16 protein-coding genes and 1 riboswitch are annotated in these 17,119 nt (G+C 53.7%); all 16 genes read right to left on the minus strand.

Annotated elements, in window-relative coordinates; translation table 11 throughout:
* Window positions 1-17: 17 nt before the first annotated feature.
* Complete coding sequence (gene chvE / locus KI367_RS02645; RefSeq protein ID WP_036712406.1) at window positions 18-1,103, minus strand: multiple monosaccharide ABC transporter substrate-binding protein; 1,086 nt, start codon at window positions 1,101-1,103, stop codon at window positions 18-20.
* Window positions 1,104-1,391: 288 nt separating this feature from the next.
* On the minus strand, window positions 1,392-2,606 hold the full coding sequence (locus KI367_RS02650; RefSeq protein ID WP_212947354.1) for a response regulator transcription factor: 1,215 nt from the start codon (window positions 2,604-2,606) through the stop codon (window positions 1,392-1,394).
* Window positions 2,606-4,516, minus strand: a complete 1,911-nt coding sequence (locus tag KI367_RS02655; RefSeq protein ID WP_212947356.1) for a cache domain-containing sensor histidine kinase — start codon at window positions 4,514-4,516, stop codon at window positions 2,606-2,608. The genes KI367_RS02650 and KI367_RS02655 overlap by 1 nt, the downstream gene beginning before the upstream one ends.
* Window positions 4,506-5,516, minus strand: a complete 1,011-nt coding sequence (locus KI367_RS02660; RefSeq protein ID WP_212947358.1) for a substrate-binding domain-containing protein — start codon at window positions 5,514-5,516, stop codon at window positions 4,506-4,508. Before KI367_RS02660 ends, KI367_RS02655 begins: the two co-directional genes overlap by 11 nt.
* 216 nt (window positions 5,517-5,732) lie before the next feature.
* Window positions 5,733-6,185 carry a cupin domain-containing protein gene (locus KI367_RS02665; RefSeq protein WP_036712398.1) on the minus strand — a complete coding sequence of 151 codons (453 nt, stop codon included), beginning with the start codon at window positions 6,183-6,185 and terminating at the stop codon, window positions 5,733-5,735.
* A 523-nt stretch (window positions 6,186-6,708) separates the two neighbouring features.
* Window positions 6,709-7,866 (minus strand): stalk domain-containing protein, encoded by a 1,158-nt coding sequence (locus KI367_RS02670; RefSeq protein WP_036712397.1) that lies wholly within the window; start codon window positions 7,864-7,866, stop codon window positions 6,709-6,711.
* A gap of 72 nt (window positions 7,867-7,938) precedes the next feature.
* Window positions 7,939-9,102 carry a YrpD family protein gene (locus KI367_RS02675; RefSeq protein ID WP_212947360.1) on the minus strand — a complete coding sequence of 388 codons (1,164 nt, stop codon included), beginning with the start codon at window positions 9,100-9,102 and terminating at the stop codon, window positions 7,939-7,941.
* Window positions 9,103-9,899: 797 nt separating this feature from the next.
* On the minus strand, window positions 9,900-10,547 hold the full coding sequence (gene thiE / locus KI367_RS02680) for a thiamine phosphate synthase (RefSeq protein ID WP_036714683.1): 648 nt from the start codon (window positions 10,545-10,547) through the stop codon (window positions 9,900-9,902).
* The gene (gene thiD, locus KI367_RS02685; RefSeq protein ID WP_212947362.1) at window positions 10,544-11,356 is read right to left on the minus strand and encodes a bifunctional hydroxymethylpyrimidine kinase/phosphomethylpyrimidine kinase; all 813 of its coding nucleotides are present in this window, start codon (window positions 11,354-11,356) and stop codon (window positions 10,544-10,546) included. Before thiD ends, thiE begins: the two co-directional genes overlap by 4 nt.
* Complete coding sequence (thiM, locus tag KI367_RS02690; protein WP_212947364.1) at window positions 11,353-12,186, minus strand: hydroxyethylthiazole kinase; 834 nt, start codon at window positions 12,184-12,186, stop codon at window positions 11,353-11,355. Before thiM ends, thiD begins: the two co-directional genes overlap by 4 nt.
* Window positions 12,183-12,881 (minus strand): thiaminase II, encoded by a 699-nt coding sequence (tenA, locus tag KI367_RS02695; protein WP_036714682.1) that lies wholly within the window; start codon window positions 12,879-12,881, stop codon window positions 12,183-12,185. The genes thiM and tenA overlap by 4 nt, the downstream gene beginning before the upstream one ends.
* A 143-nt stretch (window positions 12,882-13,024) precedes the next feature.
* A riboswitch (TPP riboswitch) is annotated at window positions 13,025-13,129 on the minus strand.
* Between the two features lie 93 nt (window positions 13,130-13,222).
* Window positions 13,223-14,260 carry a thiazole biosynthesis adenylyltransferase ThiF gene (locus tag KI367_RS02700; protein ID WP_212947366.1) on the minus strand — a complete coding sequence of 346 codons (1,038 nt, stop codon included), beginning with the start codon at window positions 14,258-14,260 and terminating at the stop codon, window positions 13,223-13,225.
* The gene (locus tag KI367_RS02705) at window positions 14,257-15,024 is read right to left on the minus strand and encodes a thiazole synthase (protein WP_212947368.1); all 768 of its coding nucleotides are present in this window, start codon (window positions 15,022-15,024) and stop codon (window positions 14,257-14,259) included. The genes KI367_RS02700 and KI367_RS02705 overlap by 4 nt, the downstream gene beginning before the upstream one ends.
* 5 nt (window positions 15,025-15,029) lie before the next feature.
* Window positions 15,030-15,236, minus strand: coding sequence for a sulfur carrier protein ThiS (thiS, locus tag KI367_RS02710; protein ID WP_373316192.1), 207 nt, complete (start codon window positions 15,234-15,236; stop codon window positions 15,030-15,032).
* A complete protein-coding gene (thiO, locus tag KI367_RS02715; protein ID WP_212947370.1) occupies window positions 15,217-16,389 on the minus strand; it encodes a glycine oxidase ThiO in 1,173 nt (390 codons plus the stop codon). The genes thiS and thiO overlap by 20 nt, the downstream gene beginning before the upstream one ends.
* Window positions 16,373-17,005, minus strand: a complete 633-nt coding sequence (tenI, locus tag KI367_RS02720; protein WP_212947372.1) for a thiazole tautomerase TenI — start codon at window positions 17,003-17,005, stop codon at window positions 16,373-16,375. Before tenI ends, thiO begins: the two co-directional genes overlap by 17 nt.
* Window positions 17,006-17,119 lie beyond the last annotated feature (114 nt).

Consider the following 17,119-nt stretch of genomic DNA (forward strand, 5'->3'; position numbering starts at 1 on the left):
TCGAGTATGTGAACGGCTTATTTCAGGCCGATTTCCTCCTTGGTGTAATAGCCGCTTTCGACTAGCTCCTTTTCGACGTTGGACGCATCGACGGATACCGGAGGAAGCAGATACGCGGGAACGACCTTCACGCCGTTGTCGTAGGATTTCGTGTCGTTGACCTCCGCCTCTTCGCCTTTCAGGATGCTTTCCGCCATTTTGACCGCCTGCTCCGCAAGCTTCCGCGTATCTTTGAATACCGTTTGGGTCTGTTCCCCGGCGACGATGGACTTGATGGAGGCTAGCTCGCCGTCCTGTCCGGTAATGACCGGCATCGGTTTTTTCGCGGTTCCGTATCCGACGCCTTTGAGGGACGATATAATGCCGATGCTGATGCCGTCGTACGGGGACAGGACCGCATCCAGATGCGCGCCCGAGTAGTTCGCGCTGATCAGGTTATCCATCCGCGCTTGCGCAAGCGAACCGTCCCACCGCAGCGTCGCGATCTGGGCCATCGTCGTTTGCTTGCTGCGGACGACCAGCTGCCCGGAATCGATGTATGGCTTCAAGACGGACATGGCTCCGTTGTAAAAGAAATAGGCGTTGTTATCGTCCGGCGATCCCCCGAACAGCTCGATGTTGAACGGCCCCTTGCCCTCCTTCAGTCCGAGCTTTTTCTCGATATAGGATGCCTGCAGCACGCCGACCTGGAAGTTATCGAAGGTGGCATAATAGGACAGGTATCCGGTGTTGCGGATGAGACGGTCGTACGCGATCACCTTGATACCCCGGTCATGCGCTTTTTTGATGACGTCGGTCAGCGTGTTTCCGTCGATCGAAGCCACGACGATGACATCGACACCTTTGGTGATCATGTTCTCGATCTGCGAGATTTGATTTTCGATCACGTCTTCCGCAAACTGCAGATCCGTCTTGTATCCTTTTTCCTGGAACAGCCGCTCCATGTTTTGTCCGTCGGCAACCCAGCGCTCCGACGATTTGGTCGGCATGGCCAGTCCGACATAACCTTTATTTTTGTCGCCGGCTCCCGATTCGGCCAGGTTGCAGGCCGTCAGGACCATCAGCATCGATGCGATCAAAAGTCCTGCTAATGCTTTCTTCATCGGTTCAATCTCCTTTCCTGAATGCTGCATCCGAGAGCGCTTACACCTGCCTGGCCGTAAGGCCTCTCTGTATTAAAAAGAATACACTTGAAGGCCGGGCGGGGTCTTTTCACCGGATCGACCATTTTTTATAAATTTCATACCTTTGTCGATCTTCCAAGCCGCAAATGTTTAAAAACGTCTCCATGGGAGGCATGCTGCGGATAAAAAAAAGAGCACCCCTCCGCCGACCGTCAATCGGCCGGAAGGGATACTCTCAGGAATACGCGGGATGATTGCCTAAAACGGCTACATGTCTTGGAACGCTTCTCCTTTGCGGTAACGGTTGGGCGAAACGCCCATCACCTTCTTGAAGGCGGTGCTGAAATAATGCTGGCTTTCGTAACCGACCCGTTCCGCGATCTCGTACATGGTCATATTGGTGGAATTCAGCAGCTGGATCGCTTTCCGGATCCGGGTCTGCGTCAGGAAGTTTACAAAAGACGTTCCCAGCTCTTTTTTGAGCAGCCGGCTCAAATACACCGGGGACACTTGCAGGCTGGATGCAAAAGTCTCCAGCGTCAGTCCCGGCCGGTCGTATTGCTCATGGATAAGCTGCCTTGCCCTCCGGACGAGCGGCGACAGCTGCGCTTCGCGGAAGACGGCTTCCCGGCAGGCGTCGTAAGCTTCCGCCACCGCTCCGGGCCCTTCCTTCACCGCTTCCAAATGGACGTGGACCGTCATTTTCAAAAAGTTCTGCACCGCCTGCTCGATTTCCGCCGCGATTTCCACCGGCGTCTCGTCCCACAGGCAGATGCCGATCAATCCCGTATGTTCGCGGAAAAGCAAATGGTCCGCCTGCTGGACGAACTCCGCGACGATGTTTTCGATGGCGAACAGGAACAGCTGCCTTTCGCTTTCCTTCATCAAAGGCTGATTCACCGATGTTTCCGGCCAGCGGACGACGCCGACCTGCACGGGCAGCCTGGAAGGAAGGCCTAAAAATTCGAGCTGCTCCGCCGCCTCCGTGTCGTCGACGAGCCCTTGGATCCATTCCCGGCAAAACCGTTCCCGCAGCACGGGAATGTTTTTTTCGATCTGCTCGGAAGCTTTTTTCAGGTAATGGTCCTGGACATGCAGCTCGTCGAGCTCCTCCTTGACGCTTTGCAGCACTTCCCTTAAATGGCCGGCGTTGACCGGTTTAAGGATATAGTCCTTCACCCCGAGCCGGATGGCTTCCTGCGCGTAAGCGAACTCGTCGTGGCCCGTAATGATGACGAAACGGCATGCGGGCTGCGACTCCTTCAGCTTTTTCATGAACGTGATGCCGTCCATGATCGGCATGTTCATGTCGACCAAAACGATGTCGATATGGCGCCCTTGGGCAATGTCGAGCGCCTCTTCCCCGTCCTCGGCTTCGGCGGCTACCTCCATGCCGAGTTTTTCCCAATCCACGGCGTCGATGATCCCTTCGCGAATGATCGGTTCATCGTCGGCTATCAGCACTTGGTACAGATTGTTCATCACATGTTTCCCCCATCGTGTTCGGTTGGCGAAGGGGCTTCATGGAGCAGCGGGTGACGGATCGTCACGCTTGTCCCTTTCCCCTCCGTGCTTTCGATCGAAATGCCGTATTCCTCCCCGAAGGTGAGGACAATCCGCGCCTGCACGTTCAGCATGCCGTAGCTGCGCCCGGCCGGCCCGCCCCCGCCGGCGTTTTCTTCCATCGCCGACAGCGGATCGCGCAGCTGACGGCGCAGCTCCCCGAGCTTGTCGGGCGGAATGCCGGCTCCGTCATCGGATACGGTCAGCAGCAGGGCGTGTTCGTCCACGGATGCCGCAATCCGGATATGGCCGGGGCCTCTGCGGGCTTTGATGCCGTGATAGATCGCGTTTTCGACGATCGGCTGCAGCAGGAGCTTCAGCACGAACAAACCTTCCGCTTCCCGGGGAAGCAGGAAATCGCATCGCAGCCTGTCGCGGTACCTTGTTTTCTGGATTTGCAGGTAACTCGATATATGCGTCCACTCGTCCCGGATCGGGATGATGTCGCTTCCCTTGCTGAGTCCGATCCGGAAAAGCGTGGACAGCGACTCGACCATGTCGGACACGTCGTCCGCCCCTTTTTTCTTGGCCATCCAATGGATCGTATCGAGCGTATTGTACAAAAAATGCGGTTTGATATGCGCCTGCAGGCTTCGCAGCTCGGCTTCGCGCTTCTGCCGCTCGCGCAGCTCGTTCAATTTGATGAGCTTGCGTATTTCCAGCAGCATGCGGTTAAAACTGCGTCCAAGCATCCCGACCTCGTCCCGCCGATGCCGAAGATAGCGGACGGTCAGATCGCCGGATTCGGCCTTTTGCATGAAAGACATCAGCTGGCGGATCGGCCGGGAAATGGACTGGGACAGCGTATAGGAAGCCGTAAGGCCGAACAGGCCAACGACGAACAAAAAGCAAATGAGATAAAAACGGATTTCCCGGACCTCATATACCGCTTCATTCGTTTCGAAGACGCCGATGGTCCGCCAACCCGTAAACGAGGACGTGCCGTAGATGAATTGCAGGCGGCGTCCCCCCGCCTCCTTTACGAACGCGCCGCTATCCTGTTGTGGAAACCAGGCCGAAGGCACCTCCGGTACGAGAGGATCGTCCGGCGCATAGATCGGGGCGCCGTTTTTTTCCGTCACCATAAGATACCCGTTTTTCCCGAGCGTCACGTCGCGGACCGCCTTCGCGACCGCCCGCAGCTTCAGGTCGATCAGCACGGCCCCGGTAACCTTGCGGGTATCGGGATCCACAAACGAGCGGACGACCGAAACCAGCTCGTCGTTCGCATAATGGACATGGGTCGTTACGTTGCGCTGCTGCGGATGGCCGAGCACCGTAAACAAACCTTCATGTTTGGCCGCTTCCATGTACCAGTCATCGCGCGTCAGGTTCTCCGGAGACCGGGCATACATTTCGTTGCTGACGTAATCCCCGCTGCCGTTTACGACCAGGATCGCCGCAATCTCGGGGTAAAGCGTCGTGAACCCTTGCAAATACTGCTTAACCGCGTACAACTCGCCGTTTTTATCGTCAAGCACCGGCTTTTGCCCGCCTGCCGCCGTGCCGCCGCGTGCCGAAGGCATCCGGCCGTCCAGAAACCGTTTGATTTTCGGATCGAACCCGATCAGGTACGTGATGTTTTGCAGGTTCTCCATATCGTTATCAAGCGTTTGGTTCACCTTGCCGATCAATTGGATCGTGTTCGCCGTCACCTGCTGGTCCACGATCCGGTTCACCGTGAAGTTGACCAGCACGCCGAGCGCGATCGACGGCAGGATGCCGACCATCAGAAACAGGACGCTAAGCTTGTACCGGAGCGGCAAGTCGCTGAAGCGGCCCCACTGCAGCAACTTGTCCCTCCATGTTCCCTTCCGTTTATTTCGCATAATAATCCTTCACATTCTCCCGGGTTACGATCGTTACCCCCGTGTCCACCCGCGGCGGCAGGGGAGAAACGTCATTCCCGAGCGTCGGGGCGGGGACTGTCAGACCGTGGTGCAGATGAAACAGATACTGCAGCGACCAATACCCCATATTCCAAGTGCCTTGGGCGATCGTGGCCGAAATCGTTCCGTCGGAAATCCGGTCCAAGGTGGCCTTGTTCGTATCGAATCCGATGATTTTGACCTTGCCGGTTTTGTTCGCGGCGATGACCGCATCCGCCGCCCCGGCTCCGCCGCTCGCTTCCGTGGCGAAAATGCCTTTTAACGCCGGATGTTTTTTTAGCATTTCCGATGCGGCGTTTTTGGCAATCATCGTATCGCCTTTCCCTTCCTTGACGTCCACGACCGACATGGCCGGATATTTGGCCGCGATCGTGTCGCGGAACCCGGACATCCGGTCGTCATGGTTCTGCTGTCCGGGCTGCGTAATGATGCCGACCTCGCCTTCCCGTCCCAAAATGAGGGCCATTTGGTCGGCGGCCGTGGCCCCCGCGTCGTAATTGTTCGTGGCGAGGAATGAATAAGCTTTGCTGTCCGGAGCGTCGGCGTCGAACAAAACGACGGGAATGCCGGCGTCCACCGCCTTGTTGATCGTCGAGGTCAGCGCCCTGGAGTCGATGGCGGACAACGCGATGCCTGCCGGTTTTTTGGCGATGACCTGCTCCAGCACCGTGATCTGCTCCTTTACGTCATATTGCGTGGAGCCGCGATAATCGACGGAGACGCCAAGGGCATCGCCTCCGTCTTCGAATCCTTTAAGAATGTTTTTCCAATATTCCATCCCGGATTGAAAGGTGACCATGACATAATTTTCGCCGATGCTGCCGTGCAGGCCCCCGTCCTGCCAGGCGTTGCTGCGGCGCTGGTCTTCAAGCCGGTACATCACGACATATCCGACGAAAGCGGCGATAAGCAAAATATAGATCATCATCAATTTCTTCATGTTAGAAGTCCCCCGTTTGCTTCCCTTTCATCTGTGGAATCGGTTACATTATAACATGTGTACTATACTGCAAGGCGCAGGGATGTTCAACAGTTGTTGAAAACCGTTCCCCTTTAAAGCGGTATTCGGGGCGGAAAATCCATATTTGGCGAAACGCGCAAAAACCCTGCCGCAACATGCGCAAGCAGGGTTTCGATAAACAGGAGAGTGGTTATTTTAATCAATCATCGTAAAATCGTCGAAATGAAAGCCGGGTGATACGACGCAGGAAACGAGAACCGGTTCGCTGCCAAGCGGACGCGCTTCCTGCCATACGTTCGCCGGTACCAAAGCTTGGGGAACTTGTCCTTTTTCCATGTCCATGCCAAGCACGATTTCCTTCCGCTCTCCGGGATTTTCCCCATCGCCGCCGAGCACGAGCTGCAGGGGGCTGCCGGCATGCCACAGCCACAATTCATCCGAGTATACGCGATGCCATTTCGAAAATTCGTTCGGGTGCAGCAGGAAATAGATGGATGTCGCCGCAGGGCGCGAACCCGAATATTTGGCGTCAAGCACTTCTTTCGGAATTTCGAATGAGGACTTCCAAAGCTCCTTGTACCAACCGCCCTCGGGATGGGGCTGCAGGTCCAAGGTTTTTACCAAAGGGGATAACATTGCTTCAGTCATGTTCTGCCTTCTTTCCGTGTCAGAATTGCACATCATGGGGTAAATAATGAACCCCGTCTGTGAGGGAATCTGCCCTTTACTTTAACAAATGGGGCGGCGGATTGTAAACGGCGGATTCCTTTGGACTTTCGATAATGAAACAAATCATAGTATTAAATGAAATCGTATGAGCGAAAATATATGTGCATTTATCCACTTGGAGTACTATTTTAATGATTTTGTAAAACGGGCGAGGCAGATTTGTACGAAGGACATTAAAAATGACACATAGCTTTTCATCTACGATTTTGGGGTTACATTCAGAGTCAGCAGGCCAGAGGGCGCCCCCTCGAATGACCGGTTTGAAATGATTCATCTGTAATTCAGTTCACATTATAGATACAAAAGCAAATCAGGGAGAACTGCCCTCGTTTTTCTCATATTACGATTTTTATAAAACAGAATCATCGACCAAGGCGTCCTGACAATTCACGGTAACTTCCTGTGTTTTGACGTGAGAAGACGCATACAGCTTTTCCTGCTTTTAATTCGAAAAGAAGTTTCTGAATTCGCTGAGCTTAACTTCAATATTCATATCTTTGGCGCCTTGCAAGTAACTAAAATAATTGAAATTTAAGGTATCTCCACTCCGTGATTTAAAATGAAGGTTATCACCATAATGAATATCACCAATATCAGTATTGCCCTCGATAGAGGCTTGTTCTTCTTTACTCAGTAACTTGTTGTAGAGACGAACACTCTTATTTGTTTTCATGTTAATGGCCCATAATTGCTTCTTTGTTTCTGAACGAACTAACATGAATTCCTCTCCGATGAAGCCATCGATTGAGAAAAAGTCATCTTCTATAATCTTTGTTAAATCATAATTTTTAACAATATCACCATTATCGTTTATGAGATTCACGAGATGCCCATTGTTAAAAACCCAATTTGCTCCATTTTTTGATGTTTCTAGATTTTCCTCACTTCCATTTATCATAGAATAGATTACTTCATCATTTTTAATAAAAATTTTAATGGTTGAAACATTTTTCAATGGTTCACCTGAAAAGGTTTTGATTGTAATTACAAAAGATTTTTTTTCCTTAATACTATTGATTGACATAGACGAATATTTAGCATTATTCGATGGTAAGTCAACTTTCCCAATCAATTTCGGTGTTTTACTTTTCAGTGAGTAGAAATTACCATTATTTTTAAGCCAAAATGATCCATCGGCATTTTCTCCAAAAATCGGAATATTTGTATTTGATATATTCACCAATTTCCCATTGACTTTAATTTGAGAGTCCGTTAGCTGAGAAAGATATCTTGCAGTAATATATGTTGTGCCATTTTTATTTAATATTTCTTTTTTTAATGCACTATAAAGTTTCCCATCCATTTTTATTTGTTTAGTAACGTTATTTACAACAATAGATTTATCTGGGGATATGATATATAAACTCCGATCCGCTTGAGACCATTCAACATGATAGCCTAGTTGTTCAAAACCAGTTTTTAATGGTATATAGTTCACATTTCCAATTAAAACTGTGTTGTTAACCGTGCTTGAATTATTAATAGATACAGTATAAACAGGGTCAGCGTCTGCCTTGTTTAAATAACCGATATTAAATAGCAATAGCAAAATGCCCAAGGCCAAGTATAATTGTTTACAAAATTTTGGGATAGTCTTCATCTGGAACTCCTTTACAAGTAAATTAATTTATTTATAAGAATCCTGCTGTTATACAGCAGGATTCTTTACTTTTTAATATTTTGATGAGTTGACATCAATTGTCGCCGAATTTCCAGAGATCGTTACTTTAGCCCGATCTTCAACTGTTGTAGTCGATGGATTTACCGCTACATCATCTACCTTAATGCTAGAGAATTTTGCATAAATAGCTCCTGAAGCAGGTGTCACAAGGCTACCATTTACTTTATAATCACACAAGGTGGCAAGTAGTTTAAAACTATTTATGCTGGTAACATTTCTTTTAGCAATCTCTAGAATGCTAATCATCTGGGTAGGAGTAGGTTTAGAACAATTCATATCAGCACAGATAGCAGTTCCTGACTGCTTTAATCTTACAGCATTTGTTACATTAGCATCAGAATAATTACGATAAACCCATTGTGTTACGTTTGTTCCAGGGACAAACCCATTTTGATATTGTACTTGATTGTAAAGTTGATTAAAATCCATTTTGCTATCAGCTGGATAATTAATAGGATCATTATGCCCGTTAAAGTAGAACAGGTATGCAGGTTTCCATTTAGCGCGCCCATAGGCAGTAGAATATTGTAACCCAAGATCTGCTTCTACAGCAGATGTTGAGGACGTGCTCTTACCACCTGTAAAACCTGCATAAATATAGGCGGTAATATTAGCAGGGACATTCATTTGGCTTTCAGTCGCAGTTGTTATTAAAGTTGATAATACTCCTCCAGTACTGCTTACAACAGTCGCTTTCCCGCCAATTCCATCAGGCAAATTTCCAACAGCTGTTGGAGCAAATTCATGCTGTTCATTACCAAGAATTGAATCTTTGTTTGGATTGATATCTTGGTCTGGACTGATATCTTCAATTGGAACTTCCGTTACAAATAAATAATCTTCATCTTTGTTACTTTCATAAAAATAGGAGATGTTATCATCATCAACGAAATTATAATTGATAATTTCATCAGATGTATTAGCGAGAGTTCTGGATTTCATTTGTTCATGCTTTTCTGTTTGAATGACATCTCTCGCTCTGGAGATGAAAGCATCAACTTTTGCTTGATCAATCTCAATATTTGGTGATGTTTCAATTGTTAGAGGCTTTTCAGCAGTTTCGTTTTCTTCCGCAAATACACTAGGAGAAACTGAACTAATTCCCAATGCCGCGTAAACAGAAAGACACATTAAGAATATTTTTCGAAATTTCATCTTTATTATTCCCCTCTTAAAATTAAATTGTGATTTATACTGCAGTTCTTATCATATGCTAAGACTATGTTTGGAAGAATTCAGTTGGTTAAAGGTGGTTTCCAAGAACGAGATTTAGATTTAAGAAGAAATTTGTATCTCCTACCTGTTGATTAATGATTCAATTGCGGAATTTTAATTCTGATTGTCTGCACCTCCAAATTATTCTGAAAATTTTCCTTAGTTTCTTGTTGTTTAAAGCCCCCTTTCTTCAAGTAACTTTATGTATTAAATTCTTGCTGTTACTTTAAATAACAATTCGGCAAGAAAAAGGTTACGTCGGAAAAATGAATTTTTTTGATTTCATTGTCAGGAAATAAACTGTTTCTTTTCTGCACTGTTCAGAAAATATATGATTCAAAGAGAAGCACTATCGGTTCATCCTAACTTACACTCAAGTAAAATAATTAGGGTAGGTCATCCGGGATGTACAATAGCAATAATTCTGAATTTCGAAAGCCCATAAGATTAGAGCGAAATACGGGCAATAGGGTCAAGAGATGTAAAAATCGATTGTTTGTGAAAGAATACACACCAGCGATAATGATGTATCTACTTATTTTCGGTTTCAACTGTTGCCGGTACTGTACGTCATCATGGCTTCAACAGCTTCTGGCAAAAAAGCTGACAAGGAAAGCCCATCCAGCTTTGGAATTTCAAAAAAATTAAGTCCGTTATACATCGGCTTCCATCAACGATTCCATATCACCCCTTAGGGACCGGAAGCAAGTTACTTAAGCTCAGGGAATTAGGTTTATTTAAAGTGCCTGGTATAGCTCCCGTGCGGCACGGCAGGCATCGGAGGTGTGGGTGATTGCCGAGATGACCGCAACGCCGTCCGCTCCGGCATGGATTACCTCGTGCACGCGTTCGGCGGTAATGCCGCCGATGCCGACGATCGGTATGGCCGCATGCATCCTTCGGATATTCCGCAGCGCTGCCGTCCCTTGAACCGGGCGGGCATCCTCCTTGGAAACCGTCGGAAAAACCGGGCCGACCCCGAAATAATCGGCATGCCGCTCCGCACCAATACTCGCTTCTTCAGGAGTATGGACGGACAAGCCCAAAATACGGTTCCCGATTCGCTTCCTGACCTGCTCCGCCGGCTCATCCTCTTGTCCGATATGCACGCCGTCCGCATCCAAAGCGATCGCCAGGTCGACGTCATCATTGACGATCAGCGGAACGCCGTGCTTCCGGCAGACGGCCAGAATGCGCCCGGCCAGTTCCAGCTTTGCGGCTCCTTCAAGCGCATTCCGGCCTTTTTCGCGAAATTGCACCATCGTGACACCCCCGCGGATCGCTTCTTCCACGACCTCCGCCGCATCTTTCCTGCAGTTGGCGCTGCCGATCACGAGATAAAGCTTCAGCCATGCTTTCAAATCGGCTGCTTCGATCAGTTTCAACGGACGCTCTCCTTTCTGCGGCGGTACGCCCAATGATTGGTCGGGCCGTGGCCTCCGCCGATGCCGGGCGCATCCTCGATCGCCGTCTGGATATATTCGCGGGCGGTCAAAACAGCCTCGTGCGGAGACGCCCCTTTCGCCAACCCGGCCGCGATGGCGGCGGAAAACGTGCAGCCCGTTCCGTGCGTATGGTTTGTCGTTATTCTGGGCTTGGCGATTTCCGTAAACGACTCCCCGTCATACAGCAGATCGACCGCTTCGTTTGAAACCGGATCGTGTCCGCCTTTAATGACGACCATCCGGGGGCCGAACCCGGCGATTTTCAGCGCCGCCCGGCGGCGTTGTTCCATCGAGCCGATCCGCATGCCGGCCATCGCCTCCGCTTCCGGAATGTTCGGCGTGACAACGAGCGCCAGCGGGAGCAGCCTGCGCATCAGGGCATCGACGGCATCATCCTGCAGCAGCTCCGCCCCGCCTTTCGCGATCATGACCGGATCGACGACCACCCGTTGCCAACCGAAGGCTTCGATTTTGTCCGCAACCGCCTCGATGATGTCGGCGCTAAACAACATGCCCGTCTTGACCGCATCCGCGCCCAGATCCGTCCCGACCGCTTCGATTTGCTCGGCGACGGCCGCGGCCGGCAGCGGGTAGACGCCTGAAACGCCAAACGTGTTTTGCACCGTCACCGCCGTGATAGCCGACATCCCGAAGGCGCCCAGCTCCTGAAACGTTTTGATATCCGCTTGTATTCCGGCGCCGCCGCCGCTGTCGGAGCCGGCAATCGTCAATGCTTTGGGGACGCTCACTGCACGAACCCCCTTCCGGCCGAAACCCGGTGCCCGCTGAGCACCTCTTCCGGAAGCGGATATTGGTCCATCTCTGACAGGGCGTCGAGAAAGGCGGTTTGAAAGCTCCCCGGACCGCGGTTACCGGCAGCCACGTATGCCCTCGTAGCCGCTTCCCCGTAAAAAGCAAGCGCGGCCGCGCCCGCCGTCAGCAAATCCGGTTCCACGGCGGCAAAAGCCCCGATGACCGACGTCAGCAGGCAGCCCGTTCCCGTCACCCGGGTCAGCATGGGATGTCCTCCTCGGACCACGTATCCTTTCAGGCCGTCCGTTATAACGTCCTCACGGCCTGTGATCGTAACGACGCTTCCGATCCGGCAAGCGGCCCGGACCGCCAGGTCGACCGAAGGTTCGGCTTCGGCCTCTCCGGCATCCACGCCTTTGATGACGGCCGTTTCGCCGATCAGGTTCGCCACTTCCGCCGCATTGCCGCGGACCAAAGCGACCCGGACTTCCTTCAAAATATTCAGTGCCGCGGTCGTCCGAAACGGCGTGGCGCCCGCGCCGACGGGATCGAGGATCACCGGCACGCCGTGCAAATTCGCCGATTTGCCTGCCAGGATCGCCGCTTCGACCAGCTCCGCGCTGAGCGTGCCCAAATTCAGCACCAGGGCGTCCGCTATTTTCGCCATATCAGCCACCTCTTCACGGGCATAGGCCATGACGGGGGAAGCGCCGATGGCCAGCAAACCGTTGGCCGTAAAATTCGTGACCACCATGTTGGTTATATTGTGCACCAGCGGCCTGCGCCGCTTGACCAGCCGGGGCAAATGCTGCAGATCCGCGATCATCGTCCCGCCCCTTCCGTTTGAGCCGCCGAAACCGGCCATTCTTCCAGCGTGTATGCCATATCCCAAAACATGTACTCCAGACGGCAGCTGGCCACAAAATGTTCCGTCAGCCGCTTTTTCCGGTCCGGAGATAAACTTTCTGCCCGCTCATCAAGCAGCAATCGCATTTTTTCCGTAATGCCGCCTTCAAAGCTGCCGTAAAAATGCATCCAGTCGTAAAACGGATGGGAGCGGTCCGGCTTCACTTCCGCCAGCAATTTGGCGCCGATCTCCGTATACGTCCAAGGGCAAGGCAACATCGCCGCCAAAATGTCCTCAAGCGTTCCCGCGTGGGCCACGCTCAGCATGTGGCGGACATAGTGGTTCGCCGACGGGGCAAGCGGATAACCTTGCAGCTGCTCGTACGAAACGCCGGCTACGCTGCAAAAATTGTTATGCGGATGCGTTTCGCTGTGCAGAATGAACGAAATTTGTTCGTTAAAAAGGGCCATCGTGTCGCGGCTGTCGCACTTCGAAATCGCGATTCCATATAACCGGATATAAGCGTTCAAATATTCGAAATCCTGCTTCACGTAATGAATCAGCTGTTCCTTCCGCAAAGTTCCGTCCGCAATGCCGCGTACGAACGGATGATCAAAAATCGCCCGGTAAATCGGGTCTGCTTCTCTTCTGAGCTCTTCGCTAAAACGGGTCATGCCAGCACCTCCGCATCGATTTGGATGAAATCCAAACAGGAAGAAGCCGGAAGCGGCCGATAAAACTTAAAAAGCCGCCCCGAAATGGAGCGGCTTCCAACGCTTTCGAACGCTGACCTAACGAAAGGCCGGCGTAAAACATGCGAAGTCCGTCTCCACTTCCCTACGCCGGTATGATCCGGATCAGGTTCAAAGGGTCCAAGCATCCTTGTCTCAGCCGCTCGCTTGCGGCTCCCCCAGTGGATTTCGTATGAAGATTTTCACCCTATACTTTATCTTCCATTTTGCGGCTTGTCAAACCGAAAATCATCGCCGCGGAAGTTCCCCACCGCCTTTCGGGCTTACCCTAAATAGCGGTGATACAAGCTTTTTGCTTCCGTGATGTCTTTTGTCCCATGCACGAGCACCCGCCCGTCCTGAAAAACCGTCAACCGGCATCCCTCGGCCGCAAAAGACACGAGATACGGGTTCTCCCTTACCTCGCCGCCCTGCCGGGACAACCTTCGCGCCAGCCCCTTTAAATCGCGCTGAACCGGTGCGGGCGGACGAATTTGCACCGTATCCCGGCCGCACAGCACGGCTGCCCGGGGCTGATTGGCCGGCTGTAGAAACGGATAGGTGCGGTGTAGTCCGCACGACGGACAATTCGGCTTCTTCATGCGCTCGACCCGGATTGCGGCATAGGCGCCCGTCCATAAATCGAATGAAATGAGTTTGCCGTGCAAAGCCTCCCCATCGTCCACCAGCAGCTTCAGCGCCTCGGAGGTTTGGTAGGCCGCAACCATCTGCGCCGCCGGTCCGATGATGCCGGCCGTATCGCAAGTTGCGCCGCCGGGCGGCATCGTTTCAAGCAAACAATGCAGGCATGGCGTGCGGCCGGGCACGACCGTGAAGGTCAGTCCGTAGCTGCCGACGCAAGCCCCGTAAATCCATGGAATGCCCTTCTTTTGCGACATATCGTTAATCAGCAGGCGCGTCTCGAAATTGTCCGTCCCGTCAAGGATCACGTTCACGCCCTGCGCCAGCTCGTCGATTTCCGGAATGGCGACGTCGGCTACGACGGCCCGGATGTCGATGTCCGGGTTGATGCGTTCCAGGCGGGCTTTGGCCGCCGCCGCTTTCGGCAGGCGCAGCAGGGCGTCCTCCTCGCTGTACAGCTGCTGCCGCTGCAGATTGCTCGGTTCCACATAGTCGCGATCCACGATGGTGACGGTGCCTACGCCCGCACGCACGAGCGTTTCGGCGCTTCCCGACCCCAGCGCTCCCGCGCCGACGATCAGGACATGCCTCTCCCCCAGCTTCCGCTGTCCGTCCGGTCCGATTTTGGGAAACAGTTCTTGCCGCGAATACCGCCCGTTCCGGGTCCCGTTCCCGCTCATGTTAGGCTCATTCCTTCGAGCGGGCTGCTGGCGGCCCCGCAGCGCCTTTTCGGAATACGGCCGGCTTCGTAGCCGAGGCGCCCGGCTTCGATGGCGAGCTTCATGGCAAGGGCCATTTTTACCGGGTCTTTGGCTCCCGAAACGGCCGAATTGAGCAGCACGCCGTCGGCGCCCAGCTCCATCGCAATGGCCGCATCCGACGGCGTGCCGATGCCGGCGTCGACGATGACGGGCACGGTCGATTGCTCGATGATGAGGCTCAAGTTCAAGGGGTTCACGATCCCTTGGCCGGAGCCGATCGGCGAGGCTCCCGGCATCACCGCGTGCACGCCGAGTTCCTGCAGCCGCTTCGCCAGCAGCACGTCGTCCGACGTGTAGGGCAGCACGATGAACCCTTCCTCCAGCAGCATTTCCGAAGCCCGCAGCGTTTCGATCGGATCGGGGAGCAGCGTCTTCATGTCGCCGATCACCTCGACCTTGATCATGTCGCATAATCCGGAGGCTTTGGCGAGCCTTGCGATGCGCACCGCTTCCTCCGCCGTCCGCGCGCCTGCCGTATTGGGCAGCAGCGTAAACCGTTCGATGTCGATCATCTCCAAAAAATTCGGCTGGTCCGGTTCGTAAATGTTCATCCGCCGAACGGCAAACGTCAAGATTTGGGCGCCGGATACGTTTACGGCTGCCTTCTGCACCTCAAAGTCCGGGAACTTCCCCGTTCCCAGCAGCAATCTCGATTGAAATTGATGCGGTCCGATTGTTAACATGTTCCTTATCCTCCTCCCACAAAATGCACCAGCTCGATCCGGTCTCCGTTTCGGACGGCCGTGTCCGCATGTTCGTTTTTACCGAGTACGGCCCGGTTGATTTCCACGACGACGACTTGCCGATCCAGGCCAAAATGTTCCAACAGCCGCGATACCGTCGCGACCGATTCCGGCACCTGCACGGCTTCCCCGTTAACGATCAGATCCAGCATGAACGCCCCTCCCTTCCGGCTGCCTGGCGGTCCCATGCCGCTCGGGCGCAAAAAATTCCCAGCCTGCGAATGCGGGCTGCCCGCCGTTCATCTGTTCGGCGATCAGCGCCCCGGTAATGGGGCTCAGCAGCACGCCGTTGCGATAGTGCCCTGCGGCCACGAACAAACCGTCGCAGCCTGGAGCCGCTCCGAGATAAGGGAGGCCGTCGCGGGTTTGCGGCCGCAGCCCTGCCCACGCCTTCTCCCATCGGGCAGCCGTTATCCGCGGCACGAGGGCGGCTGCTTTGGCCATCAGCCCCATCAAACCTTCGACGGACACCGTCAGCTCATCGTTGCGCTCGACCATGGAAGCTCCGACGAGGAGTCTCCCTCCCCGCTTCGGCACCAAATAACAGCCGTCGGTGAATAAGGTATGGCTTACCAAAGGGACCTCCGTTACGACCGAAAAGCATTCGCCTTTCACCGGGTACACGTCGGTTTCGATTCCCGCTTGCGCCAGCAGCCGCTGGCCGTGGACGCCTGCAGCGATGACCGCCTGTCCGCAGCTTATCGTCCCTTCATCCGTAACGATGCCGGTAACCCGCCCCCGTTCCAGCCGCAGCGAACGAACGCCGCAATTTTCCTTGGCTTCGGCGCCGAGCATGACGGCTGCCCGGACATAGGCGGCCGTCAATTCGGGCGCCGACACCTGCCCGTCCCCGGGAATCCGCATCGCGCCTTCGATGCGGCCCGTCAGGTTAGGCTCCAACTCATTAGCTTCGGCAGGCGTAAGCCACGCGGCCGTTTCCCCGGCTTGGCGTTGAAAGGCGATCATCCGCCGGCAATCGGCGGCCTGGTCCGGCGTCAATGCCACCTTCAAAAGCCCTTTCTGCACCAGCCCGATGTCGATGCCGGTAAGCTCCCTCAGCTCCTCCGCCAGCTGGGGAAACATCGCCCGGCTCTGCCGCGCGAGGTCGAACAGCACGTCCGCCCGGTGGGTCTCCGACTGGGCGCCGAGCATGCCGGCCGCCGCGCCCGACGCGCCGGAGCCGATTTTCTCCCGCTCCAGAATCAATACGCGCCTGCCCTTCTTTGCCAGATGGTACGCGATGGAACCGCCGATGACGCCGCCTCCGACCACGACGACGTCAGCAACGTCAGCTTGATGAACCATGGTTTTCCCTCCCGTTATGTAAACATTGATAGTAAGCGGCAGCAGCGCTGACCGGGTCTGCCGCTTCCAAAATTCCGCTCATGACGGCCACGCCCGCCGCGCCGGCTTCAAGCGTATCCGCCACGTTCGCCGGCTTCACCCCGCCGATGGCGATAACGGGAATGCGGACGCGGCTCGCGAGCAGCCTCAGTTCCCCGGGTCCGCGGGCCGGAGAACCGGGCTTGGATGCCGTCGCATAGACATGCCCGAAAATGACATAGTCGGCCCCTTCCTCCTCGGCCGCCACGGCCTCGTGCAGCGAATGGACCGACCGGCCGATCCGCAGCTGCGGAAACCACTTCTTCACATCGGATGCATCCAGGCTGTGATGCCCGAGCTGCGCGCCCCGCACCCCGGCGGCCGCCGCGACGTCGGCCCGATCGTTCACCACGATGCGGTTTGCGGGAACCCCCGCAGCCAGCAGCATTCCGATTCCCTCCAGCAGCTCGCGCGCCGTTTTGGCCCGTTCCCTTAGATGAAACGCATCCACGTATGGATGGATGAGGCCGGCAATTCTCGCCAGCTCATCCAGCGGCTGCCTTCCCGTCGAAACGACATGCAGTTCCCTCCCTGTCAAAGGACCTCAACTCCCGCAAAAAAAAAATTAAAGGCCGCTTTCCCGAAAGAAAGTGGCCTTTTCCGCACGTCGACAGCCTTGCGCCCCCAAAAAAACGCATAAGGCGCAAGCATA

It is taken from the genome of Paenibacillus cookii, assembly GCF_018333375.1.
Taxonomy (GTDB): Bacteria; Bacillota; Bacilli; order Paenibacillales; family Paenibacillaceae; genus Paenibacillus_AQ; species Paenibacillus_AQ cookii.